The organism is Paenibacillus sp. 203 (genome assembly GCF_037027525.1).
Classification (GTDB): domain Bacteria; phylum Bacillota; class Bacilli; order Paenibacillales; family Paenibacillaceae; genus Paenibacillus; species Paenibacillus polymyxa_B.
This window is the reverse complement of the sequence record NZ_JAXCHD010000024.1, coordinates 1-24,844: the sequence shown is the minus strand read 5'-3', so window position 1 is coordinate 24,844 and position 24,844 is coordinate 1. Positions and strand designations below refer to the sequence as shown.

At 45.4% G+C, this 24,844-nt stretch carries 25 protein-coding genes, 1 tRNA gene, 2 rRNA genes, 1 pseudogene and 1 riboswitch; of the genes and pseudogenes, 9 read left to right on the top strand and 20 right to left on the bottom strand.

Annotated elements, in window-relative coordinates; genetic code table 11:
- Positions 1-172: 172 nt before the first annotated feature.
- Positions 173-679, bottom strand: a complete 507-nt coding sequence (locus tag WA407_RS25875; RefSeq protein ID WP_254330891.1) for a YwhD family protein — start codon at positions 677-679, stop codon at positions 173-175.
- 124 nt (positions 680-803) lie between these two features.
- Here WA407_RS25875 and WA407_RS25870 point away from each other — a divergent pair, with 124 nt between their 5' ends.
- The 4 genes from WA407_RS25870 (at position 804) to WA407_RS25855 (ending at position 5,386) form a co-directional block, all read left to right on the top strand.
- Positions 804-2,816, top strand: coding sequence for a M1 family metallopeptidase (locus WA407_RS25870; RefSeq protein ID WP_254330890.1), 2,013 nt, complete (start codon positions 804-806; stop codon positions 2,814-2,816).
- A gap of 11 nt (positions 2,817-2,827) precedes the next feature.
- Positions 2,828-3,655: a hypothetical protein gene (locus WA407_RS25865; protein WP_235306874.1), complete on the top strand. Its 828-nt coding sequence runs from the start codon at positions 2,828-2,830 to the stop codon at positions 3,653-3,655.
- Between the two features lie 275 nt (positions 3,656-3,930).
- Positions 3,931-4,068, top strand: a riboswitch (cyclic di-AMP (ydaO/yuaA leader).
- Positions 4,069-4,073: 5 nt separating this feature from the next.
- On the top strand, positions 4,074-4,574 hold the full coding sequence (locus WA407_RS25860) for a C40 family peptidase (RefSeq protein WP_061831815.1): 501 nt from the start codon (positions 4,074-4,076) through the stop codon (positions 4,572-4,574).
- Positions 4,575-4,879: 305 nt separating this feature from the next.
- The gene (locus tag WA407_RS25855; RefSeq protein ID WP_061831816.1) at positions 4,880-5,386 is read left to right on the top strand and encodes a GNAT family N-acetyltransferase; all 507 of its coding nucleotides are present in this window, start codon (positions 4,880-4,882) and stop codon (positions 5,384-5,386) included.
- Positions 5,387-5,464: 78 nt separating this feature from the next.
- Here the strand turns inward: WA407_RS25855 and WA407_RS25850 are convergent, their stop codons facing one another.
- Together WA407_RS25850 and WA407_RS25845 are read right to left on the bottom strand one after the other, a co-directional pair.
- On the bottom strand, positions 5,465-5,764 hold the full coding sequence (locus WA407_RS25850; protein WP_007428083.1) for a 4a-hydroxytetrahydrobiopterin dehydratase: 300 nt from the start codon (positions 5,762-5,764) through the stop codon (positions 5,465-5,467).
- A 117-nt stretch (positions 5,765-5,881) separates the two neighbouring features.
- Positions 5,882-6,175, bottom strand: coding sequence for a hypothetical protein (locus WA407_RS25845; RefSeq protein ID WP_013308186.1), 294 nt, complete (start codon positions 6,173-6,175; stop codon positions 5,882-5,884).
- Between the two features lie 187 nt (positions 6,176-6,362).
- Between WA407_RS25845 and motA the strand changes: the two genes are divergently transcribed.
- Positions 6,363-7,157: a flagellar motor stator protein MotA gene (motA, locus tag WA407_RS25840; RefSeq protein ID WP_061831818.1), complete on the top strand. Its 795-nt coding sequence runs from the start codon at positions 6,363-6,365 to the stop codon at positions 7,155-7,157.
- Positions 7,150-7,977 carry a flagellar motor protein MotB gene (gene motB, locus WA407_RS25835; RefSeq protein WP_061831819.1) on the top strand — a complete coding sequence of 276 codons (828 nt, stop codon included), beginning with the start codon at positions 7,150-7,152 and terminating at the stop codon, positions 7,975-7,977. Before motA ends, motB begins: the two co-directional genes overlap by 8 nt.
- Positions 7,978-8,113: 136 nt before the next feature.
- Here the strand turns inward: motB and rluF are convergent, their stop codons facing one another.
- Together rluF and WA407_RS25825 are read right to left on the bottom strand one after the other, a co-directional pair.
- The gene (rluF, locus tag WA407_RS25830; RefSeq protein ID WP_250259950.1) at positions 8,114-8,815 is read right to left on the bottom strand and encodes a 23S rRNA pseudouridine(2604) synthase RluF; all 702 of its coding nucleotides are present in this window, start codon (positions 8,813-8,815) and stop codon (positions 8,114-8,116) included.
- Positions 8,816-8,865: 50 nt separating this feature from the next.
- On the bottom strand, positions 8,866-11,142 hold the full coding sequence (locus WA407_RS25825; protein ID WP_254330889.1) for a PAS domain S-box protein: 2,277 nt from the start codon (positions 11,140-11,142) through the stop codon (positions 8,866-8,868).
- Positions 11,143-11,471: 329 nt separating this feature from the next.
- Between WA407_RS25825 and tadA the strand changes: the two genes are divergently transcribed.
- Both tadA and WA407_RS25815 read left to right on the top strand, forming a co-directional pair.
- Positions 11,472-11,972, top strand: a complete 501-nt coding sequence (gene tadA / locus WA407_RS25820; protein WP_336078702.1) for a tRNA adenosine(34) deaminase TadA — start codon at positions 11,472-11,474, stop codon at positions 11,970-11,972.
- Between the two features lie 59 nt (positions 11,973-12,031).
- On the top strand, positions 12,032-12,598 hold the full coding sequence (locus WA407_RS25815) for a GNAT family N-acetyltransferase (protein WP_254330888.1): 567 nt from the start codon (positions 12,032-12,034) through the stop codon (positions 12,596-12,598).
- Between the two features lie 115 nt (positions 12,599-12,713).
- Here WA407_RS25815 and WA407_RS25810 read toward each other — a convergent pair whose 3' ends face one another.
- From WA407_RS25810 to WA407_RS25785, 6 genes and pseudogenes are all read right to left on the bottom strand, one after another.
- Complete coding sequence (locus tag WA407_RS25810) at positions 12,714-13,790, bottom strand: hypothetical protein (RefSeq protein ID WP_165179776.1); 1,077 nt, start codon at positions 13,788-13,790, stop codon at positions 12,714-12,716.
- A 197-nt stretch (positions 13,791-13,987) separates the two neighbouring features.
- On the bottom strand, positions 13,988-14,143 hold the full coding sequence (locus WA407_RS25805) for a small acid-soluble spore protein P (RefSeq protein ID WP_029514956.1): 156 nt from the start codon (positions 14,141-14,143) through the stop codon (positions 13,988-13,990).
- Between the two features lie 72 nt (positions 14,144-14,215).
- Positions 14,216-14,386, bottom strand: a complete 171-nt coding sequence (locus tag WA407_RS25800; protein ID WP_007428073.1) for a hypothetical protein — start codon at positions 14,384-14,386, stop codon at positions 14,216-14,218.
- 28 nt (positions 14,387-14,414) lie between these two features.
- A complete protein-coding gene (locus WA407_RS25795) occupies positions 14,415-14,756 on the bottom strand; it encodes a hypothetical protein (protein ID WP_029514958.1) in 342 nt (113 codons plus the stop codon).
- Between the two features lie 377 nt (positions 14,757-15,133).
- The gene (locus tag WA407_RS25790) at positions 15,134-16,081 is read right to left on the bottom strand and encodes an NAD(P)-dependent oxidoreductase (RefSeq protein ID WP_190298372.1); all 948 of its coding nucleotides are present in this window, start codon (positions 16,079-16,081) and stop codon (positions 15,134-15,136) included.
- 64 nt (positions 16,082-16,145) lie between these two features.
- Positions 16,146-16,331: pseudogene (locus tag WA407_RS25785) on the bottom strand (phosphate acyltransferase); the annotation flags it as partial.
- Positions 16,332-16,456: 125 nt separating this feature from the next.
- Here WA407_RS25785 and WA407_RS25780 point away from each other — a divergent pair.
- Positions 16,457-17,341, top strand: coding sequence for a LysR family transcriptional regulator (locus WA407_RS25780; protein ID WP_336078701.1), 885 nt, complete (start codon positions 16,457-16,459; stop codon positions 17,339-17,341).
- 31 nt (positions 17,342-17,372) lie between these two features.
- Here the strand turns inward: WA407_RS25780 and WA407_RS25775 are convergent, their stop codons facing one another.
- The 9 genes from WA407_RS25775 to WA407_RS25735 all read right to left on the bottom strand — a co-directional run.
- Complete coding sequence (locus WA407_RS25775; RefSeq protein ID WP_165179775.1) at positions 17,373-17,603, bottom strand: hypothetical protein; 231 nt, start codon at positions 17,601-17,603, stop codon at positions 17,373-17,375.
- 136 nt (positions 17,604-17,739) lie between these two features.
- Positions 17,740-17,825: transfer RNA gene (locus WA407_RS25770), tRNA-Ser, on the bottom strand.
- 89 nt (positions 17,826-17,914) lie between these two features.
- Positions 17,915-19,198, bottom strand: a complete 1,284-nt coding sequence (gene serS / locus WA407_RS25765; RefSeq protein ID WP_013308176.1) for a serine--tRNA ligase — start codon at positions 19,196-19,198, stop codon at positions 17,915-17,917.
- 35 nt (positions 19,199-19,233) lie between these two features.
- The gene (gene pdxT, locus WA407_RS25760) at positions 19,234-19,800 is read right to left on the bottom strand and encodes a pyridoxal 5'-phosphate synthase glutaminase subunit PdxT (protein WP_013308175.1); all 567 of its coding nucleotides are present in this window, start codon (positions 19,798-19,800) and stop codon (positions 19,234-19,236) included.
- A 16-nt stretch (positions 19,801-19,816) separates the two neighbouring features.
- Positions 19,817-20,698: a pyridoxal 5'-phosphate synthase lyase subunit PdxS gene (gene pdxS / locus WA407_RS25755; protein WP_061831829.1), complete on the bottom strand. Its 882-nt coding sequence runs from the start codon at positions 20,696-20,698 to the stop codon at positions 19,817-19,819.
- A 131-nt stretch (positions 20,699-20,829) separates the two neighbouring features.
- The gene (locus WA407_RS25750; protein ID WP_336078700.1) at positions 20,830-22,218 is read right to left on the bottom strand and encodes a D-alanyl-D-alanine carboxypeptidase family protein; all 1,389 of its coding nucleotides are present in this window, start codon (positions 22,216-22,218) and stop codon (positions 20,830-20,832) included.
- A gap of 328 nt (positions 22,219-22,546) precedes the next feature.
- A complete protein-coding gene (gene guaB, locus WA407_RS25745) occupies positions 22,547-24,004 on the bottom strand; it encodes an IMP dehydrogenase (RefSeq protein WP_013308172.1) in 1,458 nt (485 codons plus the stop codon).
- A 346-nt stretch (positions 24,005-24,350) separates the two neighbouring features.
- Positions 24,351-24,467 (bottom strand): 5S ribosomal RNA (gene rrf, locus WA407_RS25740).
- Between the two features lie 151 nt (positions 24,468-24,618).
- A 23S ribosomal RNA gene (locus WA407_RS25735) occupies positions 24,619-24,844 on the bottom strand; the annotation flags it as partial.

Sequence of the window (24,844 nt, the reverse complement as noted above, 5' to 3'; positions counted from 1 at the left end):
TGCTTTTGACTCCCTCAGTACCACGCTGATACCTACGAATGGCCTCCAATTTCTCATCTAAACTGAATTTAGGCAAAAAACTGCACCTCCATTGTTAGTCGTGTCTAACAAATGGGGTGCAGTTCAGATGTGGCTGCTTTTTTACAATATTATTACTGCGTTAACTCTGGGCCTACCCTTCCAGCGCCTGCTTCAATTCCTCAGGCGAAGCGTCCCACCATTCCTCGTTATGAGAAATCAGCAGACTTTTAAGTGCTGCCTTATCCTCACTTCCGAGATCATCCAGCATGAAACGACGCTTGAGCGCGTAATCCATACGGTTGACGTGATCGGCGAGGATTTTCCAGCCGCGTTTGGCTTCGTCGTCAATCAGCATCTCGCAGGCGGTGGCACCGCCGTACATACGTCCTTCGGGCGTACGATCCACGGCTACCCATACGAGCCATACTTGGCGTCCGTTCGATACATCCTCTTTATTCGTAGAGAACTTGATACCACGTTCTACTTTACTTTTGGCATGCATGGCACCGATATCAATTTTCGCCTCTCCTCGGTCAATGATGACCGGGGACATGCTGTTCAGGTCGATTGAGCCTGCGCCGAAACCCTTATGTTTACTCTTGCCACTGACAATGTTCAGTGCAATCTGTTTTTTGCCGTCCGGCTGATTTTCACTCATGTGTCACTAGACCTCCATTTTCCGTCTTCACACTCATTCTACACTATAAATATTTTAACTAATAATCTCCTGAAAGCAAACATATACATGCTGTAGATGCTTGTCAACGGGAGGTATCCATTGTATGACCCCAGCACGCACTAAAATCGTTTTATTGTCTACACTAGCCCTCGGTCTCCTCGCAGGGACGTTATGGTTTGCCTGGCAGCCCCAACCGCAATCCGACCCGCAGTCCATAGGCCAACCACTATACGGCTCCCTGTCTGAGTCTGCGCTTGCCCCAAATATGGGCAAGCCTCTAGGGGCAAACATCCTGCCTGACCTGCCCAAGAACCCTCCACAGCCCGCTACAGAAATCCTCAGCAAGAGGGTGGTAGAGTACCACATTGATGTGTCTCTGGAAAAAGGACAGGTTTTGCGAGGCACTGAGACACTGACCTGGAAGCATCCGGGCAAGAAAACCGTGAATGATCTGTATCTTCATCTATACCCGAATGCCTTCTCTTCCATGGAAACTACCTTTATGAAGGAATCCGGTGGAAAGCTGCGCGGAGACACCATGCCCAAAGACGGCTTTGGCTCCATGACGCTGACTGAACTAAAAACAGAAGACGGTTTATCTCTCATGCACCGCATCCAATATGTGCAGCCAGATGACGGTAACGCAGGCGACCGTTCGCTCGTGAAGGTGCGTCTACCCAAGCCGGTACGAGGTGGCGAAGAAATCACATTATATATGAAGTTTGAGGTAAAACTGCCCGCCATCTTCGCTCGTATGGGTGCGACAGATGATTTTGTAATGGCAGGGCAATGGTTCCCGAAGCTCAGCGTCTACGAGACTGAAGGACAGCGTGGACGCGCCGAGGAGGGCTGGAACCTCCACCAGTATCATGGTAACTCCGAGTTTTATGCCGATTTTGGAATTTACAGCGTACGGATTCGGGTGCCTGAAACTCATATCGTAGCAGCGACCGGATTTCCCACCCGTGGTGCCGTCCGACAGAACGGCCAAAAAATATATCAATTTTATGCCGATGATGTACACGATTTTGCCTGGTCCGCTTCACCCAACTTTGTAACCGTAGAAGAACCCTTTTCTTCTGCTGAAGTCCCTGGTGTCAAAATCAAGCTCTACCTTGACCCGTCGCACAAGGAGCTCAAAGGGCGCTATATGAGCGCAGCGAAGGCCGCCCTTTCGTACTACAGCAAATGGTACGGGCCTTATCCATATTCCACCCTATCCATCGTGGTTCCACCCAAATCAGGCAATGGAGCCGGCGGTATGGAGTATCCGACACTCATCACGGCCGCTGCTGCGGGTAATCTGAATCCTGGCTATAGTCTGGAACGGACATTAGTTCATGAGATTGGACATCAATATTTCTACGGAATGGTAGCCAATAATGAATTTGAGGAGCCGTGGCTGGATGAAGGCTTCACCTCCTATGCAGAGGAGCGGCTTATGGAGCAAGAATATGGGCTTACCCCCAACCTGCCATTACAATCGGGACAGGTAGCTTCCCCACAGCCGCTAAACCGTGAGTCATGGAAGTATGGCTCAGCTGCTGAGTATGCGCAAAATGCCTACTCTCGAGGCAAGCTGGTACTACGGGGCATTGAACGTCAGGTGGGTATGAAAAAAATGGATCGCATTATGCGGACCTACGTCCAGACGTACCGATTTAAGCATCCGTCCTCAATGGATTTTCAACGTATCGTGGAGAGAGTCACCGGACGCTCATGGAGCCACTATTTTGAACAGTATGTATATGACGGCCAGATGGCGGACTTTTCAGTGGATCACATCACAAACCACAAGCTGGAGAATGGATATGAAGCAGTCGTGACGGTCAGCAAAAAAGGGGCGGATTATCCCAAGATCCCTGTCCAATTTACCTTCAAGGATGGTACCACGATATTCAAGGCTTGGGACGGCGCGGGCAAAAGCACAACTTTTCGGATCAAAAGTACTTCTCCCGTTTCCTATGTAACCCTTGATCCCCTATATACCATTGCACTGGAGAACAAGCATATTAACAATAGCCTAAAGGCCGAATTGGACGAAAAGCAACAAACCCGTTGGAGTGTTAGTGTAACCAAGCTGTTGGAGACACTGCTTGGAAGTCTGTCATGGTGAGGTGTCTATAGATGCGGACTGTTATAAAAGAGGGCTGGGCGCTGGTGCGCATACGATTCTATATCGTTATCATTTTATTTCTGTATCGACTACTGTGGGGGGTGTTTCTCTATCGGCTGGTGCAGTCTGCCGTTATCCCGCTATTGCTCCGTTATCCTGATCAGGGTCAAAACGAACTGGGACAGACCTTATTTTGGATGGAGAGTCAGATTGCTCTGATGGACAGCCGGGAAGTACATGTGTATTTGTGGATACTACTAGGGGCGACTGTACTACGCATACTGATCACTCCCTTCATTAGAGCCGGAATATATCAAAGTCTGCATACCGATGCGACTGAACCGCAAAGCCTGTCCTTTTTCAAGGGTATGAAACGCCATGGCATGTCGTCGCTGTTGTATTACACCATCGAGTTGGGACTGCTGCTGCTTCCCGCCTTTTGGGTAGTACCGAGACTCTACCCTATTGTAGCAGGAGCACTTCAATCTTCCTCTTATCTGCTGCATTTATTGCCCTATGTCATTGGATGGATGGCATACGGATGGTTCATTCGGCAGTGCATCCTGTATATGCAACTGGGTACTGTCGGTGGTCACGCCATACTATCGTCCCTGCTCGCCTTCTTTCGCCAGCTCCTCCCAGCTGTCGGTATATCCCTTTTGCTCGGTGCTTGTGTGCTGCTGGTCTTCGGTCTATTTGGCACCGTGGCGATGATTTGGACTGGCATGCTGGCGCTCATTCTCCAGCAATCGTATCATTTTGTTACTAGTCTGGTCAGGCTGTGGCATATCAGTTCGCAGTACAGACTATGGCATACCGATATCTCTAGTAGAAGCTAAGCCCTGCCTTTATGTTTTTTACTTCATTTCCGTCTGTCGAAAAACATGATTCATACCCGCGCAAACGACACATAACTGAATACTGTTAACAAGATCTGTTCCTGGGACATTAGGAGCAGATTTTTTTTGTAACTTTTTGCAATGAAACATTTGCCAAAGCCAGCCGTCTTTGTTACAATAATCGCAGTGAACTGATAGTAACAACTTTGTAATCTTTATTGTAACCTTTATCTCAAAAATAACGTTATTGTGAATACTGCTCTCCAAGGTGCACATCTTAAGTTAAGCCTAATTCCTGGCACCTAGGAAGCGGGGGAACCAGTTTGGGTGAATTGATCTCGCAACAGAGTGGTCATAGGGGAACCTTCTACCGAATCCTTAAGCTAACCTCGCAGGCATTGGAAGGGGTATATTTTTTTTGAAGAAGAAGCTAACGATCGCAGCTATGGGTCTTGCCATTGCCTTTACATCTTTTACATTCGGTGGCGGCAGTGCATATGCAGACTCTAAGATGGACCAGGTCATCCAAGATGCCAAAGGAACGAACTACAGAAGCGGAGGCACTACACTCGAGGGATTCGATTGCTCCGGCTTCACAATGTACGTATACAACAAACTGGGAATTAAACTTCCGCATCAATCCGGATCACAATTCAAAATGGGATCTTCTGTATCCCGCGATGAAATGAGACCTGGGGACCTGGTGTTCTTCAACACCACAGGAAGAGGCATTTCCCATGTAGGTATCTTCGTAGGTGAGGGGAAATTTGCCCACTCCTCGACTTCACGTGGTGTAGTAGTTAGCTCACTGAACGAAAATTATTACGCTAACCGCTATGTCGGTGCAAAAAGAATTATGAGCACAGACGCTTACCATTCTGTAGCTTCAGACATTCCTGATGACGATAACGTAGAATAACTAACGCACAGCAAGCTAACCCTAGCCGCAATTTGATTCTGGCCGGAATCGAATTGCGGTTTTTTATGTCCACAACATCAGCAATTATTATCTTTACTGACGAACTGAGACCTCAAAAGGTTTCAATTGTAGCGAACATCGTCGGTTTTACCGTCACCGCTGGGGGAGCATATGAGCAGTAATTCCTTCTTATTGAATGTATACCCGACTTAGGTATGAAATAAACACGCTTGCCATTCCTCTGCAACTTGTCTACAATCTGTTGTTAATGATTGAAGTACCTGTGTAAAAGGAGGATGGAACACATGCCGGCCTCAATATCCAACTATCGGATCGTACCGATGGACGAGCATCAAGCCGCTGCAATCTGTGAGTGGCACTATGATCCACCTTATAACATATACGGTTGGCTCCCCTGGGAACAAATGAAGGCGCTTGAAGTCGAATTTGGAAGTCCCACGCTTCGCCAAGAGCAATATGTTGCCGTACTGGATAAAGAGAACAAACTGACGGGATTTGCTCAATATTTTCCTATGATCGGTGTGACCCGGCTAGGTCTTGGAATGCATCCTGACAGATGCGGACATGGCAAAGGCTCTGATTTTGTCCGTGCCATTGCAGAGGAAGCTCAACGACGCAACCCGAAGAATGAAATTGATCTAGAGGTGCTCACTTGGAATGGGCGCGCTATCCGGGCCTATAAGGCGGCTGGATTTGAGCTTACAGATACCTATGAACGCCAGACTCCTGATGGCAAAAAACCATTTTATTGTATGGTATATCGTCCCGAGCACCCAACCCAGATTCTATGATAAAAGCGCCTTCGGCATACAACCACAATGTTGTATAGCGAAGGCGCTTTTATCATCATACGACAGATCATTACAAGCTCAATGACTGCTGCGCATTTTTTCAAAAGCTTCATTATATTGTTGGGCTTCCTTAATATCCACGGCCATAATACCGCCGTCGTCCCAAGAGGTCAAACGCAGAGTCACGGTCTTATAATCAATCGTAATAAATGGATGATGATTGAATGCTTCAGATATAGCGGCAACTTCATCCACGAATGCAATCCCTTTCATAAAACTGGAAAAATTATATTTTCGGACGATCCAACGTCCTTCCTCCAGTTCCCAGCCCTCCAGTTTCTCCAGATGTGCTTCAATCTCTTCTTGTGTAAAAGGCATGTTACGAACTCCTCCCCGTTTATACGGAAGCCTTTCGACCGCTTAAATACGGCCAAAACTACGATATATTGGTGTACATATTACCACGGCCCCGTTGATAAATCCATAAGACGGACCTCAAATCAAAGGGACTGACGTCAGCTCCTCGTCCCCAATAAGTACATAGATGCGATGCTGCTCCGGCTCATAGATCACAACGCCACTCCCTACAGTGATTGTGGGCTCTGTACCCAGTGCATAAAATAAGTCTTCTGCCAAAGCTTCATTGACTTCCTGACGTCCCGCCGGATCCAGCCTGTCCCAATCTTCTGCTTCCATCTCAAAAAATTCATAGCTATCTGGGATGCGCCCCACAGCCTCTGTCAAATCGTTCAAAATTTGTTCATACTCACGCCCATGCTTTACTCCCATGCCATTTCCTCCAATGGTTCCGCCATTCAATACATAATCACCTTATTATACCGGAAATTCGCACTTAACAAAAAAGAGAGTTTTGTCGATAAATACTATAATCCGTCTTGTAATGACGCGCTTGGGGCAAGGACGACCCCGGCGGCATGAAAGGATTCAAAATCTATTCTCATGGATGAGGTGTATCATGCAAATTTCAACCATTATCGGACTTGTGCTCGGGATTGTGTCACTGGTCGTCGGGATGATCTTAAAAGGCGCTCCGGTCGTCAATTTGGTCAATAATCCCGCTGCTTACATGATTATTTTCGTCGGAACGGCAGCGAGTATATTTATGGCCTTCCCGATGGCAGAAATCAAACGGATTCCGAAGCTGTTCAAGGTTATTTTCACCGAACAAAAACTGTTAGACCGCAAAGAGCTCATCGGTACGTTTACCGAGTGGGCATCCATTACCCGTCGTGAAGGTCTGCTCGCCTTGGAATCCAAGGTAGAAGAAATCGACGATCCCTTTATGCGTGGCGGCATGCGAATGATTATTGACGGCAATGATCAGGAATTCGTACGGGACGTTCTGATGGAGGATATCAATGCTACCGAGGATCGACATCGCTCTGGCGCACTGATCTTCTCCCAAGCCGGTATGTACGCTCCAACGCTCGGGGTACTCGGTGCGGTTGTAGGTCTGATCGCAGCTCTGGCTGACCTTAGTGACATGGAAAAGCTCTCTCATGCCATTGCAGCAGCCTTCATTGCGACGTTGCTCGGTATTTTTACAGGTTATGTTCTATGGCATCCGATGTCCAACAAGCTGAAACGGTTATCCAAAAAAGAAGTGGAGCTTAAATTAATGATGGTCGAAGGTCTGCTTTCCATTCAATCGGGGATATCGACAATTGCCATCAGTCAGAAACTGACGATCTTCCTGACTCCGACCGAACGGGCTACATTGACCCAGAAGGATGGCGATTCCAGTGAGTAAAAAGAGACATGAACCGCATGAAGAGCATGCTGACGAAAGCTGGCTGTTGCCATATTCCGACTTAATGACCCTTCTGTTGGCTCTTTTCATTGTCTTATTCGGTATGAGCTCGCTCGACGCCAAAAAATTTGAAACTATGGCTCAATCCCTGAGTTCAGCTTTTAGTGGGGGCACTGGCGTGCTGGATCACTCGGCCGCGAATCCGTCGTCACAATCCATGGATATGGGCAAAAATAAAGAACAAGTATCACAACCCTTAAAATCGAAAGCTACTTCTACCTCTGAACTGCAAAAACAGCTTGCCCAGCGGGAAGAAGAAGATTTAAAAAAGCTTAAAAAACAGATGGATCAATATATTCAAAATAACGGCCTGTCACCTCTGCTGAATACCAAGCTGAACCAATCCCAGCTGATGATCACCATTAGTGATAATGCCCTGTTTTCATCCGGGCAAGCCGAAGTAAAACCGGGAGCGAGAAAGCTGGCCAAGTCTATTTCTAGTATGCTCCAGCAGTTCCCTGGCTATGATGTTATCGTATCGGGTCATACGGATAATGTACCGATCTCCAACAGCCAGTTCCCGTCCAACTTTGATTTGAGCGCCCAGCGCTCTCTGAATTTCTTGCGTATCTTGTTGCTCAATCCAGATCTCGATCCAACCAAGTTTGTATCCATCGGTTATGGCGAGTATCGTCCATTGGCAAGCAATCAAGATGGCCAAGGACGCTCCAAAAACCGTCGTGTTGAAATATCTGTTCTCCGCAAATATCAGAACGGGACACAAGTCATCAGTCCTACCTCAAGCTCGAATGAAGGTTGATTATGCATATGTTATATGAACAAAGGCACCGCCGCATTTTTATGCAGCTGGTGCCTCTTTGTTTAGTGCTTCCTATAATCTGGACTTGTCAGATACGAGGATCATACGCTGTAGGCTATACAAAGCCCCTCTGGCATTAGCTAAGCGTATAATCGAGCATCTGGCCAAGCTCCTGCTTCTCAGCCTCTGTCAGATCACGCCAGGCACCTTTCTGAAGGGACCCCAACCGAATATTCATGATTCGCAGCCGTTGCAGTTTTTTTACTTCATAACCGAAGGCAGCACACATACGCCGGATCTGACGATTTTTCCCTTCAGTCAGGATAATACGGAATACATACTCAGATACACGCGTCACCTCACAAGGTAGCGTCCGCTGGCCGAGTATTTTCACCCCGCTGGACATGCCCTGCACAAAAGACGGTACGACAGGGCGATCCACCGTTACGATGTATTCTTTCTCATGCTTGCCTTCTGCCCGTAAAATCTTATTCACAATGTCTCCATCATTGGTAAGTAAAATGAGACCTTCCGAATCCTTATCCAGGCGTCCAATCGGGAATATCCGCTGTGGGTGCCCCACAAAATCAACAACATTGCCTCTAATATGGCTCTCGGTTGTACTTGTAATGCCCACCGGCTTGTTCAATGCAATGTAGACGTGATCGGACTTCTCGCGCAGTGGCTTGCCATTCACGCGAACATCATCGCCTTCTTCCGCTTGACTACCCAGCACAGCCACTTCGCCGTTAATCGTCACGCGGCCGCTCTCTACCAGCCTGTCCGCCTCGCGGCGCGAGCAAAAACCGGTTTCGCTGATAAACTTGTTAATGCGCAACCTGTGTACCCTCCATTTCTACTAACACACTTCCTCCTGCGCCCAGCCCGTTACTCCGGCTTGGCAATTGGAAGCTGCACCAGGGCTGTCGTTCCCTCTCCCTCTGTGCTTTCAATATCCAGTGTGCCTTTATGACTCTGTATAATACGCTGACTGACCATAAGTCCTAGTCCTGTCCCTGTTTCTTTGTTTGTGAAAAAAGGTTCTCCTAGCTTGGACAGCATTTCTGCGGGAATACCCGCTCCCTGATCCCGTATAGAGATTTTAACGCTTTCTCCCTCCAAGAACAAATGAATCGTGATGATACCACCTTTACTCATAGCCTCCATGCTATTTTTAAGTAAATTAATGAATACCTGTTTTAACTGATTTTCTTCAGCGTATACTAGGGCAGGCTCGTCCGTGACCTGAAGATTGAATACAATGCCCAGCAGGTGCGCCTGACTATCTAGTAAAGAAATCACGTCGCTCACAATATAGCGAACATCCTTTTTCTGAAAATGCACTGCCTGTGGCTTCGCCAGTATTAAAAACTCGCTAACGATCAAATTAATGCGATCCAGCTCAGACATCATAATATCGTTGTGTTTCATATTCAACACTTGATTTTGCTGCTGTAGTTGGAGAAAGCCTCGTAGCGTAGTTAGCGGATTACGAATCTCATGCGCTACGCCTGCCGCCAATTGTCCGACGGTTGTCAGTTTCTCTGATCTGCGCAACAACTCCTCCATTCGGTTGCGACCCGTAATATCACGCGACACGCAGATAAACCCCAAAATTTGGCCTTCTTCATCCAGAATAGGCGACGTGCTCATACTGATCTCTACTGTACTTCCATCCTTACGCATTCTAAGGGTCTCACTTGATACGATGCTCTCTCCCTGAAGCAGGCTCTTCTTCTGAAATTCATACTCCTCCTGTTGCTGCGGAGGTACAAACTCCAGCTTACGACCAACCAATTCCTTCTTGGTCCAGCCGTACAAAGCTTCGAAGGCATGATTGACCCGAACGACGCGATCCTCCTCGTCGGTTACATGAATCGCATCCGCTGTCTGATTAATAACCGATTCCAGATGCTCCTTTACAGAACGGTTCTCCTCATACATCTGTTCCAGTCTTCTCGTGTACATCCCTAGGTTGTAGGCCATCGCATTGATGCGTTCACCCAACTGTGCAAGCTCATGACCACCTTTTATTTCTAGCCGTGTATCAAAATGACCATCAGCCATCTCGTTCACTTTCCCCAGAATCGACTGAATTGGGCGGACAAACAGACTTGCCAGCACATAGCTTCCAATGATTACAACCTCCAAAAGGACAATGGAAATAGCAATTAAGCTTATCAATTGCTTGGAAATAACAGAAGTAATCGTATCATAATTCATAACAATACGGATAACATAGGCTTCGCGGTTAGCCGGGTAAAAAGGTATGTAACTGACGAGAACCCGTTCGCCTTTGATATAGCAGTCTTGTACAATACTCTCCCCGGAGAGGATAGCCCTGGACACGGCCAAACGATCTTCCTTCACTCTCGTTAGTTGATACGTGCCAAATTGGATCGGTTTATTGTACATGTAATAGTATTTCGAATCGTTCCCGTTCTTGTCCATCGAAGCGCCACCAAAGGTTGCAGGGTTAATTCCTGTAATCTCCATGATGCGATAATCCACTTGTTGGGTTTGCTTTACAATCTCATCGGGGCTCAGGATGGTTATGAAATCTTGCACTGAAGTATCCTGAAAGGAAATTCGAATTAAGTAGTTACGTTTTTGGTCATAATAAAATCCCCATTTGTTAATCTGTGAGGAGCCTGAACCGGTGTAGTCAAATGATCCGGTCCAAAAATGATCCAGTTTCTGACCTTGCGCCATTGCAGCCTGTCCGTGCTCATATAATTGGTCAACTGCATTTTTCCAATACCCTGTCAATGGATCAGATGGCGTTACTTCTTTTGGATCCGAGGATTTAACAACCTTATACCCCTGCCCGTCTCGAATCATCAAAGAAATATTAGTATCTCTGTGGAGTGAGGCCACCTTTTGAAGCTGTTCCTGCTGAATATTTCGGATGTCAGGACCTAGCTGATTAGCAGCCAACGTGGCAGAAAGCCACAGATTATATCCGAGCTGCTTGTCAACGGCCTCCCAGCTATGCTGGGTTTGTTCGATAGCTCCTCCGATAATTTTAGCCGTCAGAACCATTTTAGTTTCACTGTCACTTCTTAGATTTTCGTGGGTCGTGTAATAATTGAGTGCGATGTTTAATAAAAGGATAAACAGGACGGACCCCGACAAAATGATCGTTATTCTGATTTTTATCGACACACTGATTTCTCACCTCTTGCCGTATGCTGGCGATTACTGGCAATTGCTAACTCAATGATACCGTAATAGCGCCTGTGATACCAGCATTTACATTTACCGGATATACATAAATACACACCTTGTGTACAGTATTGTCAATAGACGAGGGTTTCCCTACAATATAAGAAGATAATCATCCACAAGTAGTCCACAAATACACAGATTTTATTATAAACTGTGGATAAACCTGTGGACAAGTGCCGTGTTATCCACAATTTTATTCACATCATGTTAACAACGGAATATTTGTTCGTTGGATAATTCCGCGTTTTGAAAGGAGCATTTTCCCAGTGACCACCATTGATCACGCCTATTGGATGAAAGAAGCCATTCAGGAAGCGTATAAGGCAGAAATGTTAGGTGAAGTCCCCATCGGGGCTGTCATCGTAAAAGATAATGAAATCATAGGTCGCGGCTACAATTTGCGCGAGACGGATGCTGACCCAACCGCACATGCAGAGATGGTTGCCATTCGTCAGGCCAGTGAGCACTTAGGCGCTTGGCGCCTGCTGGATTGTAGGCTGTATGTCACTTTGGAGCCGTGTCCAATGTGCGCCGGAGCCATTGTTCAATCACGGGTTCCCCATTTGATATACGGAACTACAGATCCCAAGGCAGGCTGCGCAGGCACGCTGATGAATTTATTACAGGAGCCTCGGTTCAATCATTGTACAGAAGTAACTAGTGGTGTACTGCAGGAGGAATGCGCCTCGCTGTTAACGAACTTTTTTCGGCATCTCCGGCAAAAAAGAGCGGCAGCCAGATTGTCTCCTCCCCCGTCCTCATCCTGAGGGGAAAACGCCCAAAACACTTCATCTCATTGCTAATTCCCATGGAAGGAGACCAACCCATGCCTATGAGCTTGTATAATACGCCTCAAGGTATCTTTTTACGGCCATTTAGCTTGGCGGATAGTGAAGCCCTTCTCGCCCTTAGGCACCGTAATAGGGATTCCCATGCGCCTTATGAGCCGCTTTACGAGGATTCATTTTTCACATTAGAAAAACAGCAGGATTATATCCGTCAGAAATTGCGTCAAGCCGAAGAGGATCGAGGTTACGTGTTTGGTATCTTTCTCTTAAAGGAAGAACGGCTCATCGGTTATATCTCTATTTCCAATCTAGTACGTGGAGTTGGACAATTCGCTGATATCGGCTACATGATGGATCATCATGAACAGGGTAAAGGGCATATGACCGCAGCCTTAAAGTTGATCATACAATATGCCTTTCGTGCCTTATCTCTACATCGTCTCCAAGCGGGTACCCTTTTGCATAATGATCCCTCACAACGTGTATTAAAAAAGTGCGGCTTCCAGCCAGAAGGCATTGCTCGCAAGCTTGTACAAATTCAGGGCGCATGGCAGGATCACCAGATGTTTGGACTTTTAGCTGAGGATGATGTGTGGCAGAGCTAAATGACTGCACAGGGACAACATTAACAGTAAACAAAAAACCGCCCGGCTTATGCCGAGCGGTTTTCTTACATCATATTCGAAAAAAATGATGTTATACAATCATGTCATCCCAAACTTAAGGAGCAACAGTTTGCATTTTTTGTTGCAGCTGTTCCATAGTCAGGACTTGATCACCTGTTGGAATACCCACTTTAAATGCTGCTTTAGCATTGATTTTACTGTATTGCGTGTAGCCTGTTACGGACAATTTTACATTGTCTTTTGTAGCCGGATCATTCATCTCTACATTCGCATTCAGGTCTTGATACACAGGAATGTTATCCTTGTTCAAAGCTGTGTTAATGTCAAACTGTTTCACTGTCAAGTAATTTTTCAACTCATCCAGCTTTTTGCTAACTTCGCTGGTGTTGGATTGCAATTCTTTCTTCGCTTCAGCCAGCTCTTCTTTCTTTACTTGAAGCATGCCAGCATATTCATCTTTAGACATCACATCAAGGACTTTAGGAAGCGCCTTAGTGATAAATGTATTGGTAGCTTGCTTCACATTGTCGTTCGTAATTTTGAATTGAACGACTTGTTTAGCTTCAACGCCTTGTGGCAATTTAGCGTCTTTAGGATCAATATCAAAGAAGTACGTAGCTTGATCATACTCGTTCATAATAGCAGCAATCACTTCATTCGCAAATTTCTGCGATTTTTCCTGATCCATGGCTGCAGGATTAAATTCTTGTCCTGATTGTTTAGCCAGTTCTTGTGGATCAATGACCAGGAATTTACCTACAACATCCTGTGGAAGTGGGTAAAATGGAATATTAGGAATTTTAACGTACAGTTTATCTTTAGTCATTACCATTGGAATCGTGAAGCTGGTGGAAAGATCACCTTTCAAATGAATGCCGAGCGTCATTTCAGATTGGAAAGGTTCTTTTTGGTATACACCATCCAGCGTAATATCAGCATTTTTCAGCATGCTAGTTACCATTGCACTTTGCTCACTTGGAACAGAAGCGGATGTAATGGTCAGTTCCTTAATCGTGAATTGACTTTTGGATTCATAAGAGTTCAACTTCATTGCATTTGCAGTACCAGTCGTAACAGCTTCCTTCGGTTCTAACTTCTTGCTACAACCTACCAGGGCTACCGTCAAAAGCAACACCATAGTGAGTACCAAGACGGATAACTTTTTACTCATTGTGTAGATTCTCTCCTCTCGTAATTAACCCCTTTTTTATGCTAACAAAAAAAATACACACCTCCTATTTTAACTCATATTCTCAAACGGCGAAACACTTATTGGAAAATTTTCTTACAATAAGCACAAAGACACCCTGGCTCTCTTACCAGGGTGTCTACACTACGCAATATATTTTAGGAGAAAGGTCTGCCTGCTTATGAGCCTTCTCTATTATGATGATCCACGTGATTCCGCTGTTTCACCTTCTTGGAACCGGATAACGGCTCTTGCTGATGACTACGCTCCCGCTTTTCGTTACTTCCACCAGAATCCTGTGCTTCGGGGACAGGAATGGCTTTAGGCTTGCCCATTTATGCATCCTCCATTCTCAGTCTATATTTGTGGTACATCAACGAACCCGTTTATTACCATTTAAAATAGGACTATAGATGGTGTAAATCTTCCGTTTTATCGTGATTTAGTGAATCCTGATGACGGCGATCATTACGATCCTGCTGCACTTGCTGTGCCTGATGACTATTAACTGGGCGTTGCTCCAAATCATCAACAATGTTAGACAGGTTTTTATCCAGACCGTTTTTGGCTTTTGTCATGTAGTCTTCCTCCTCATTCCTTCATGACCTACGAGTGCGTCAATGACTGTAATGTTTGGGCACATTGGTGAATATGCCGAGTATAATCGGACACTAACTGCTGAATGATATCTGTTCGTTCATCCACAGACTGTCCGTCCCGTTCTACATCGACTAAGCTAACCTGTACTTCCCGGGAGTCTACATAAGTACATGCAAAATCAAAGGAGTACATTTGTCGGCCTTCTACCTCGATATGGATCCGTATAGCCCGGTTGTCAGCTTCATCTGCCTGTACCTGTGATTTGTCCCCTGAATTCAAAAGAATCGGCAGTTGTTCCTGCCAGGCCTCTACCAGCTTTTGCTGATCTACTGTCATTTCTCGATTCATGCCAGCACCTCCACATCTGATAACGTGTGAAAAAAACGAGCTTTTTATACAACAAAAAAGCCACTCTCCATGATTCCTAATCATTAGCTTATAAAGGCCAATGTATCAGCTATCGTATTTGAATGGCTTGGTTTATTTTAGAATATGGCGGAGAGGATGGGATTCGAACCTATGTGGCTTGCACCCTAACGGTTTTCAAGACCGCTACTACCTATGAAAAGCCGCCGAGCCTTGGTATGACTGGGTTTGTGAAGTCTAATGCAAGAACCGCTACAACTGCTGGCCTGTCTGCAACGCTGCCGTGTCCCCCTTGCCATTATCTGGAGGCAATCAGGTGCACGGAGCTGCCCCGATAGCTCATTTTTATTGCACCAAAACTATAATAACTGATTGAGCTTGCTTTCAGGCTCTTCACCATTTTCTACACGTTTTATATTGTTTATAAAGAAATCATATCTTTTTTTATGAAATTTTCGACCATCAGGCATTCCTGCTGTATGGGGAGTAAGTATCACATTACCCAGATTCCGGAGCTCACTGTCAATAGGAAGCGGTTCAGATTCAAACACATCCAAGCATGCGCCTGAAATATCCCCGTTTTTTAATGCATCAATCAAGTCTCTTTCGTTGACAATCCCGCCGCGGGCTGTATTGATAAAAAGAGCGGTATTCTTCATTTTCTTGAATGCCGCTTTGTTGATCAGTTGTTTGGTTTGTTGATTCAAGGGTACATGTACACTGACTATATCCGATGTGCTTACAAGAGTATCGAAATCCGTCATTTTCACAAAACCGTCAGATTGTACAAGAGCATTTCTCGCATAAGCCAGCACATTCATATCAAAAACCCTGCAAAATGCAGCTACTTTTTTTCCGATAGCGCCCAAACCGATAATTCCAATCGTTTTGCCTTTTAATTCACTCCCTGTATAGTCCAATTGATTTTCATCCATCCTGTTTTTCATGAAAGTATCAAGAAACGGTATGTTTTTATAATAAGACAATATCAGTGCCATTACGTGCTCGGCCACTGCCTGTGCATTCACTCCTGCAGCATTGGCCACCCAAATGCCGAGCTGTGTACAGGCAGGGACATCTACATTATCAAATCCTGCACCCGTCTGTACCAATTTTAATTTTTTTGCGATAGAAAGCAGGCTGTGATCCACTTTAATATGTTCAGGAATAATTACCTGGCAATCTTCAATATGATGCAGCATTTCTTTTCCGGGCGGGACAATTACAACATTCCAGTCTTGAGGAAAATACCTTACAATATTTGATTTCGAGGTCTCGCTAAAATAGCCAACTATGAGAATCTTCATTGCTAAACCACCTTTCATTACCTATACCATTTCTTCGAAGAAAACCCGTTTGATGATCTTCATTTTATCCTTTTGAAGAAGAAGTAATTATTTCCATATTATAGACTTCGTCGGCAGTAAAACCTCTTGAAAGGTCATTGATCGGTGCATTTAGGCGCTGCAGGATCGGACCATATGCCTCAAAGTTTCCAAGACGCTGCGCTATTTTACAACCAATATTACCGGCATGAATACCTGGGAATATGAAAACGTACTATAATAAAATTTGACCCCTCGTCCTTATTAAAGATAATTTTAAACATAGAGAATAATGTTGTAAAACTCAAATATTTTGTGAACTATATTAATCATTTCTATATATTGAGGAGGTATTCTATGTATTTTCCTGGGATTGAAGCGTTTTTAGCTATCGTACGGACCGAGAGTATAAGCAAAGCGGCCGAATTGCTGCACCTGTCACAAGCTACGGTGAGCTATCGGTTAAAGACATTGGAACAGGAAATGGGTGGCCTTTTGGTTGAGCGAAGAAAAGGGGCACCCAAAACCAGTCTGACCCCAAAAGGGGAAAACTTTTTTAGCATTGCGGAAAGATGGGATGCTCTCTGGAGGGAAACACAAATCTTGCAGGCTAGCGGTTCGCAGTTAAGTCTGGCAATAAGCGCTGCCGAAAGTATAAGTCAATTTGTTTTGCCTCCTGTATATAGAATGCTTAATCAGCATACCCCGTCCATCCGACTGCAAATTCGTACGCAGCATACTCAGGAAGCTTTTGATAGTATCGAGCGGCGCGAGATGGATGTGGCGTTTGTGGTGCGAGAAATCGTGTCGCCTAGTGTCACTGTTAAACCGTTTTTTACTGAAGAAATGATGCTGTTGCGCCTGGCTGTGTCGGGGCGGCAGGCCGGAGATACTGTTGAAATGGAAGAATTGGCGGCGCAAGACGAAGTCTTCGTAAATTGGAATAGAGAGTTTCAATTCAGACATGACCAGTGGTGGGACCCTCTTTGCCCGTCCCGTGTTCATCTGGACTCAGCGGGACTCATCACTACTTTTTTGAAGGACGCTAGACAATGGTCGATAGTTCCCGCTTCGATTGGCGCACATATGATGCGGATGGGAGATTTTGTTCTTCAGAAACTATCGGTATCGGTGCCTCCAAGAATATGCTATAAGGTAACTCATAAGTTTCCAAACCAAGCTTTACACGAGCCCCTTCGTATTCTTGATAACTATCTGCAAGATATATTTGGTATACAATGATCTGACCTGTCGAGATATTAGTTGCAATTGATTATAGGCCTGCAAACTGATGTATGAAAAAAATAGAGTATGCGGTGTAATAGCGTTTGAACAGCCCCTCCAGTGTCAGAATCTCAGGCGATACGCTCGCTCTCTCATCCTGCGCCACCCGAGACGTTTCCAAAACCGATGGACTCAGACGGTCGAGAAACCGCTGGGGAATGTCCAAACTATTCTTCCGCTGCCCGCGTTTACGCGGTTTGCCCCCCGTGTTTGTATTCATAATCCTATACCTCCGTCAGATGTTTATCCAACGGTCACGAACACAAAAAAACGCACCACACCGCTATCCAACGGTAAAGTGCGTTTTAGTCATACTTGCTACAAATCCTTATGCAGCAAGTAAATTATTAAACTGACGGAGAGGATGGGATTCGAACCCATGTGAGCTTGCACTCTAACGGTTTTCAAGACCGCCCCGTTATGACCGCTTCGGTACCTCTCCAGGTGGTAAATGGATAAAGCTGCTTCCCTTTCAAACATACTCAGGCGCAACAAAATTATTTTACCACAGAACTTCTAAGAATGCAACACTTACTGTTTAGGAGCAATAACCTCAATGCCTCGCATGTATGAACGCAACACTTCTGGAATCACGATGCTTCCGTCCTCTTGCTGATAGTTCTCCAAAATAGCAGCCACAGTCCGCCCTACAGCCAATCCTGAACCGTTCAGCGTATGTACAAATTCAGGCTTTGCCTTCGAATCTGGACGAAACCGGATGTTCGCACGACGCGCTTGGAAGTCTTCCGTATTTGAACAGGAAGAAATCTCACGGTACATGCCACTCTCAGGCAACCATACTTCCAGATCGTACGTTTTGGCAGACGTAAAACCCATATCTCCAGTGCAAAGTGCCAGCACGCGATATGGAAGTCCGAGCAGCTGTAAAACACGCTCAGCGTTATTCGTCATTTTCTCCAATTCCTCATAAGAGGTATCCGGGTGAACCAGCTTAAGCATCTCTACCTTATTGAACTGATGCTGACGGATCAGGCCACGTGTATCACGTCCTGCTGATCCTGCCTCCGAGCGAAAGCAAGAGCTGTATGCCACATAATATTTCGGAAGCTGCTCCGCATTCATAATCTCTTCACGGTGGTAGTTCGTTACCGGAACTTCAGCCGTAGGAATGAGATAATACTCAGTATCACGCAGCTTGAACAAATCTTCTTCAAACTTCGGAAGTTGACCCGTTCCGTACAAGCTGTCCCGATTTACAATGTATGGAGGAAGCATTTCTTCATAACCATGCTCACTGCTGTGCAGATCCATCATAAAGTTAATCAGCGCACGCTCTAATCTTGCTCCCAGTCCTTTGTAGAACGTAAAACGAGAACCCGTTACCTTGGCTGCTGCCTCAAAATCAAGGATATCTAGATCCTGAGCCAATTCCCAATGCGCTTTGGGTGTAAAAGAAAACTCGCGCGGTTCCGACCAGCGACGGATTTCTACATTATCCTCTTCCGATGCACCTACAGGTACTGTATCATTAGGGATATTCGGAATAGACATCACCAATTCATCGATCTGAACTTCCAGTTCGCGTACTTGCTCATCTAATTCTTTGATACGATCGGAGACTTGACGCATTTCTGCAATAAGATCATCCGCATTTTCCTTGTTCTTCTTCAACTTGGCTACTTCACCGGATACCACGTTCCGACGATTTTTGAGCCCTTCACTTTCTTGAAGTAACTCACGACGGCTTACATCCAGATCTGTAAAACCATTAATCAGATCCAGAGATTTCCCCCTGTTCTGCAAAGCTTTCTCAACCCGACCAAGCTCATTACGTAAAATCTTTATATCTAACACAGGTAATCCCTCCTACACTACAAACCTGACTTTCACTATTCGCGGACCATATCCACAAAATATTGATGTAACCGGTAATCGTCTGTTAACTCCGGATGGAAGGATGAAGCCAGCAAATGACCCTGACGGGCTGCCACGATCTCGCCGTTATACTCAGACAGCACATCTACTCCCGTTCCAACAGACTGTATTAATGGCGCGCGTATAAATACAGCACGTACCGGTTCCTCAATCCCTTTAATGTTCAAATCTGTTTCAAAGCTTTCTCTTTGGCGACCAAATGCATTACGCGATACTGTAATATCCATAAGTCCCAAATGTGCTTCTTCCTGTCCTTGAATCGTTTTAGCCAGTACAATCAATCCCGCGCAAGTGCCAAATACAGGCTTGCCTTGATTGGAAAACTGACGTATAGCCTCTATGAAATCATACTTGCGCATTAGCTTACCAATAGTGGTGCTTTCACCACCGGGAATGATAAGACCGGACAGCTCATTGAGCTGTTCGATCTTCTTCACCGCTATACATTCCGCACCCGCACGCTCAACGCTACGTATATGTTCAGCTACAGCGCCTTGCAGCGACAATACACCTATTTTCATGCCGGTCCCTTCTTTCTTACCAACCACGATCCTGCATGCGCTCATGCGGTGCCAGTTTGGAAATTTCAATGCCTTTCATAGGAGTTCCCAAATTCTTGGAGACTTCTGCAATCAGCTTGTAATCCGTATAATGAGTGGTCGCTTCCACGATTGCACGTGCAAACTTCTCAGGGCTATCCGACTTGAAAATACCAGAACCTACAAAGACGCCATCAGCGCCTAAATGCATCATTAACGCGGCATCGGCAGGTGTTGCTACACCACCCGCTGCAAAATTGACCACTGGCAGTTTGCCAAGCTCATGCACTTCCAACAGCAGTTCATATGCAACTCCGAGGTTTTTCGCTTCTGCATACAGCTCGTCCTTCGACAAGTTTTGCACCTTGCGAATTTGACCATTGATAAAACGCATATGCCGAACGGCCTCAACAATATTCCCAGTCCCCGGTTCGCCCTTCGTACGGATCATAGATGCACCCTCACCAATACGTCGCAGCGCTTCTCCCAGATCCTTGGCTCCACAAACAAATGGAACGGTGAACTCACGCTTATCAATATGGAAAACTTCATCCGCAGGTGTCAGCACTTCGCTTTCATCGAGATAGTCAACACCGAGAGATTCCAGTACTTTTGCCTCTACATAGTGACCGATACGAGCCTTAGCCATAACAGGAATAGAAACAACCTTCATAACTTCTTCCACAATCGTTGGGTCAGCCATACGAGCAACCCCACCAGCTGCACGGATATCCGAAGGCACCCGTTCAAGAGCCATTACAGCTGTAGCTCCTGCTGCCTCTGCAATTTTAGCCTGCTCAGCGTTCATGACATCCATGATTACGCCACCTTTTTGCATCTCTGCCATACCTCTTTTTACACGCGAAGTTCCCGTTTCCATGTCGTTGCCTCCTATAAGGGTTACGTTTAGATTCTAACTTAATATTTTACCGCACGAATGCCAAATACACAATCATTTCAAGCTGCAAAATAAGTAATGAAAAACAAGGTAGATCGCTTAGCTTCGCTTTTTTAGAAGAGGTTCTTAATTCCCTGGAACAGATCTCCGAAGAAATCACCGATTGCCCGGAAAAGCATTCGGAACCAGCCGCCCTCTTCTACTGCCGTCGTAGTAACCAGATCCACGGTTTTCGTCTGCCCTTTATCCACACCGTCTGTCTTGTACGTGTACGTAATTGTTCCGACTTTGGCCCCTTGCTTCAAAGGTGCCACCAGAGAGCTTGCTGGTGTAATGTTCGTTGTAAAGGTTACCTTAGGATTGCTCGCACCCTTAGGTACGATAAAGCTTACTGCATCCTTGGTGACGATCGGTACTTCTGTTTCCGTACCTTTGGTCACTGGCACATTCTCAACACCCTTAACCACCGTCTTTGGAGCAATAACCTGCTTCACTTCAAAATTATCAAAACCATAGTTCAGCACTTTAGCTGTCTCTGTAAAACGGTGTGCATCTGAATCAGCTCCCATAACTACACTGATGAGACGCATTCCGTTGCGTTCAGCGGTTCCTGTAAAACAGTTTCCAGCATTAGCCGTGTGGCCTGTTTTCATCCCGTCTAAACCTGGGTAAGCAAACTTTCTAAAGTTAGTAATATTTTTGTTTGCTTCTAGCATCCAGTTATAGTTAATAATTGGCGCCTTGTCAGTAGGACGGAATTTGTAAGATTGAATTGTCGTAAATCGTGTGTAATCTGGATGATCTTTAATGATGTAACCAGCCAGAGTAGCTGCATCTCTCGCTGTCATCACAGTTTCCCGGTCTGTATCCGGCTGGAAGCCTTTCGGCATATCACCACGGTCCAAACCAGTCGAGTTGATAAAATACGTATTTTTCATGCCCATTTTCTGAGCTGTTTCATTCATTAGTTTTACAAAGTCCTGCTCAGTTCCAGATACGCGTTCAGCAAGGGCTACTGTTGCATCATTAGCAGAACCTACCGCCATTGCAATATAAAGCTCTTCTACCGTATGTTGATCCCCTTGAGCCAAAAAAATACGTGATCCAATACTCTTAGAAGCATTCTCGTTAACCGTAACCTTATCCGTCCACTTGAGTTTACCTTGCTTAACCTGCTCAGCCACGATGTATTCTGTCATCATTTTAGTCATACTAGCTGGTGGAAGTGGCTCATCTGGATTCATAGACAGCAATACTTGTCCAGTGGAAGGCTCGATCAAAATGGCGGAACGTAGTGCCAGACTAGGGGGGTTAATAGAACCTGTCCCCGTAATATTGGTTGCCTGTGTTGCCGCTCCAGCTGCAAAAGTAGCCACGCTCGGATCGAAATTGCCTACCACAGGCAATGCCGACATATACATCATATTAAGCACCATGACTGCAGTCACACTCTTTTTAATCATGCTGCGTTTTTTATTTTGCTTTAAAATGTTCGCTTTCAAATGAATACAAACTCCTCTCATACCTCAACCCGATCCGCTATGTATAACGAGACGGTGGTTATAGCCTCAACTTGGCCAATGTAATTAATGTTTAAGTGTTATAAAATCCAGTTTCACTTCGTTTGCTTAGTTGTATCCTGTCATGAGCATTTTCTGCTCGAATCTTCTTCACTGGTAGGAATCGTCCAAAAGACCTACGTGTCCTAATTCGTCAATAATTTCGTCAAAAAGGCGGACACTTGTCTATTCTATCACAGGGGTATCTCTAAAAAAAGACAGGCAGAGCGAAATACGCTCTGCCTGTCGTCAAATCTACTACAGCCGAACTTTATAGAGAGTAATTTGGTGCTTCTTTCGTAATTTGCACATCATGCGGATGGCTCTCACGCAGACCAGCGCCTGTAATACGGATAAAGCTTGTATCATTACGAAGCTCCTCAATATTAGCTGTACCGCAATAACCCATACCGGAACGAAGACCGCCCAACAGCTGATGAACAGTGTCGGAAAGTGGTCCTTTATAAGCAACGCGTCCTTCAATGCCTTCCGGTACCAATTTCTTGTCGTCATCTTGGAAATAACGATCTTTACTACCTTGCTTCATCGCAGCCATAGAACCCATACCACGATATACTTTAAAGCGGCGTCCTTGATAAATTTCAGATTCGCCTGGGCTTTCTTCCGTACCTGCAAAAAGACTTCCCAGCATTACCGCAGAAGCGCCTGCCGCAATGGCCTTTGTAATTTCACCGGAGTATTTAATACCACCATCTGCAATGATCGGAATATTATATTCACGTGCTACTGTTGCACAATCATAAATTGCTGTTACTTGTGGAACACCAATCCCTGCGATTACGCGTGTTGTACAGATGGAGCCTGGACCAATACCGACTTTTACGACAGATGCTCCTGCTTCAATCAATTCGCGCGTTCCGTCACCAGTAGCTACATTACCTGCTACAATCGTCAGATCAGGATAAGCTTCACGCAACTTGCGAACCGCTTCAATAATGTTAATATGATGGCCGTGAGCAGAGTCCACAACAATCATATCCACACCAGCTTTTACAAGTGCTTCAGTCCGATCAAATGTATCCTTGGAAATGCCGACAGCCGCACCGACCAGAAGACGCCCTTGTGCATCTTTCGCTGCGTTCGGAAATTGAATAGCTTTCTCAATATCTTTAATGGTAATAAGACCTTTGAGATAATTTTCATCATCGACCAAAGGGAGCTTTTCAATTTTATGCTTTTGCAAAATGACTTCCGCTTCCTGTAAAGTCGTACCCACAGGTGCAGTTACCAGTTCTTCCTTCGTCATGACTTCACTGATTTTAAGGTTAAAATCGTGAATAAAGCGAAGATCGCGGTTAGTAATAATACCCACTAGTTTGTTTTCTTCATTTACAACAGGTACACCAGAAATACGGTATTTACCCATAACTGCTTCAGCATCAGATACCAAATGATCCGGAGTCAATGAGAATGGATTGGTGATAACACCACTCTCCGAACGTTTAACCCGATCCACCTCTACTGCTTGCTGTTCAATCGACATATTTTTATGAATAATACCGATACCGCCCTCGCGAGCCATCGCAATTGCCAACACTGCCTCAGTAACAGTATCCATACCAGCACTCATCAAAGGAATATTCAGCTTCACGTTATCACTCAAACGAGTCGCCACGCTTACTTCTTTGGGCAGAACCACCGACTTGCGAGGTACCAGCAAAACATCGTCAAAGGTAAGGCCTTCCTTACCGAATTTATCTTCCCACACCAAGATGATCCTCCTTCAAATTGTTTAGTCTGTATTGGTCTTGTTGTCTGTCCGACATGGACAAATCAAGGCTCTCTGAAAATATATTATTGCAATCTTAGCAAAGCGGTATAGGGGTGTCAAGCCTTCATCAATAGCCCTAACCTTTAGTATTTCCCTGTACAAACAACTGTACTCCTACGAAGGACAACCTTTAAAAATAAGCGTTTCCAAAGGTAATAGCTATTCACAAAAGCATATCTCCTCTTTGAATGCACAGCATAGAAGCAATTATATATGTGGTTTGTACCGTAATATACCAAAGAGGACCATGATCTCAATGAGATCATGGTCCTCTTTACTTGTTGCTTGGCGACGTCCTACTCTCCCAGGACCCTGCGGTCCAAGTACCATTGGCGCTGGAGGGCTTAACGGTCGTGTTCGGGATGGGTACGTGTGGAACCCCTCCGCTATCGCCACCAAACATGAATTTGCTGTGCAAATTCTTCCGTATGGTTATTCGGTTCATCACTTATCGTGTGAATGAATAGCCATGCGCTTATTGTATGTATTTCTACATACATTCAAGGTTACACCCTGAAAACTGGATCCGAAACTCATTTGCGTTTTATTTTTAGGATAAGCCCTCGACCGATTAGTATTGGTCAGCTCCATGCATTACTGCACTTCCACCCCCAACCTATCTACCTCGTCGTCTTCAAGGGGTCTTACTCATTGGGAAATCTCATCTTGAGGGGGGCTTCACGCTTAGATGCTTTCAGCGCTTATCCCTTCCGTACATAGCTACCCAGCGGTGCTCCTGGCGGAACAACTGGTACACCAGCGGTACGTCCATCCCGG

Bases quoted from the DNA above. Each gene is read 5' to 3' on its own strand.
- WA407_RS25875 (WP_254330891.1), bottom strand. From the start codon at position 679: ATGAGTGAAAATCAGCCGGACGGCAAAAAACAGATTGCACTGAACATT.
- WA407_RS25870 (WP_254330890.1), top strand. From the start codon at position 804: ATGACCCCAGCACGCACTAAAATCGTTTTATTGTCTACACTAGCCCTC.
- WA407_RS25865 (WP_235306874.1), top strand. From the start codon at position 2,828: ATGCGGACTGTTATAAAAGAGGGCTGGGCGCTGGTGCGCATACGATTC.
- WA407_RS25855 (WP_061831816.1), top strand. From the start codon at position 4,880: ATGCCGGCCTCAATATCCAACTATCGGATCGTACCGATGGACGAGCAT.
- WA407_RS25850 (WP_007428083.1), bottom strand. From the start codon at position 5,764: ATGCCTTTTACACAAGAAGAGATTGAAGCACATCTGGAGAAACTGGAG.
- WA407_RS25845 (WP_013308186.1), bottom strand. From the start codon at position 6,175: ATGGGAGTAAAGCATGGGCGTGAGTATGAACAAATTTTGAACGATTTG.
- motA (WP_061831818.1), top strand. From the start codon at position 6,363: ATGCAAATTTCAACCATTATCGGACTTGTGCTCGGGATTGTGTCACTG.
- WA407_RS25815 (WP_254330888.1), top strand. From the start codon at position 12,032: ATGCCTATGAGCTTGTATAATACGCCTCAAGGTATCTTTTTACGGCCA.
- WA407_RS25810 (WP_165179776.1), bottom strand. From the start codon at position 13,790: ATGAGTAAAAAGTTATCCGTCTTGGTACTCACTATGGTGTTGCTTTTG.
- WA407_RS25805 (WP_029514956.1), bottom strand. From the start codon at position 14,143: ATGGGCAAGCCTAAAGCCATTCCTGTCCCCGAAGCACAGGATTCTGGT.
- WA407_RS25800 (WP_007428073.1), bottom strand. From the start codon at position 14,386: ATGACAAAAGCCAAAAACGGTCTGGATAAAAACCTGTCTAACATTGTT.
- WA407_RS25795 (WP_029514958.1), bottom strand. From the start codon at position 14,756: ATGAATCGAGAAATGACAGTAGATCAGCAAAAGCTGGTAGAGGCCTGG.
- WA407_RS25790 (WP_190298372.1), bottom strand. From the start codon at position 16,081: ATGAAGATTCTCATAGTTGGCTATTTTAGCGAGACCTCGAAATCAAAT.
- WA407_RS25780 (WP_336078701.1), top strand. From the start codon at position 16,457: ATGTATTTTCCTGGGATTGAAGCGTTTTTAGCTATCGTACGGACCGAG.
- WA407_RS25775 (WP_165179775.1), bottom strand. From the start codon at position 17,603: ATGAATACAAACACGGGGGGCAAACCGCGTAAACGCGGGCAGCGGAAG.
- pdxT (WP_013308175.1), bottom strand. From the start codon at position 19,800: ATGAAAATAGGTGTATTGTCGCTGCAAGGCGCTGTAGCTGAACATATA.
- pdxS (WP_061831829.1), bottom strand. From the start codon at position 20,698: ATGGAAACGGGAACTTCGCGTGTAAAAAGAGGTATGGCAGAGATGCAA.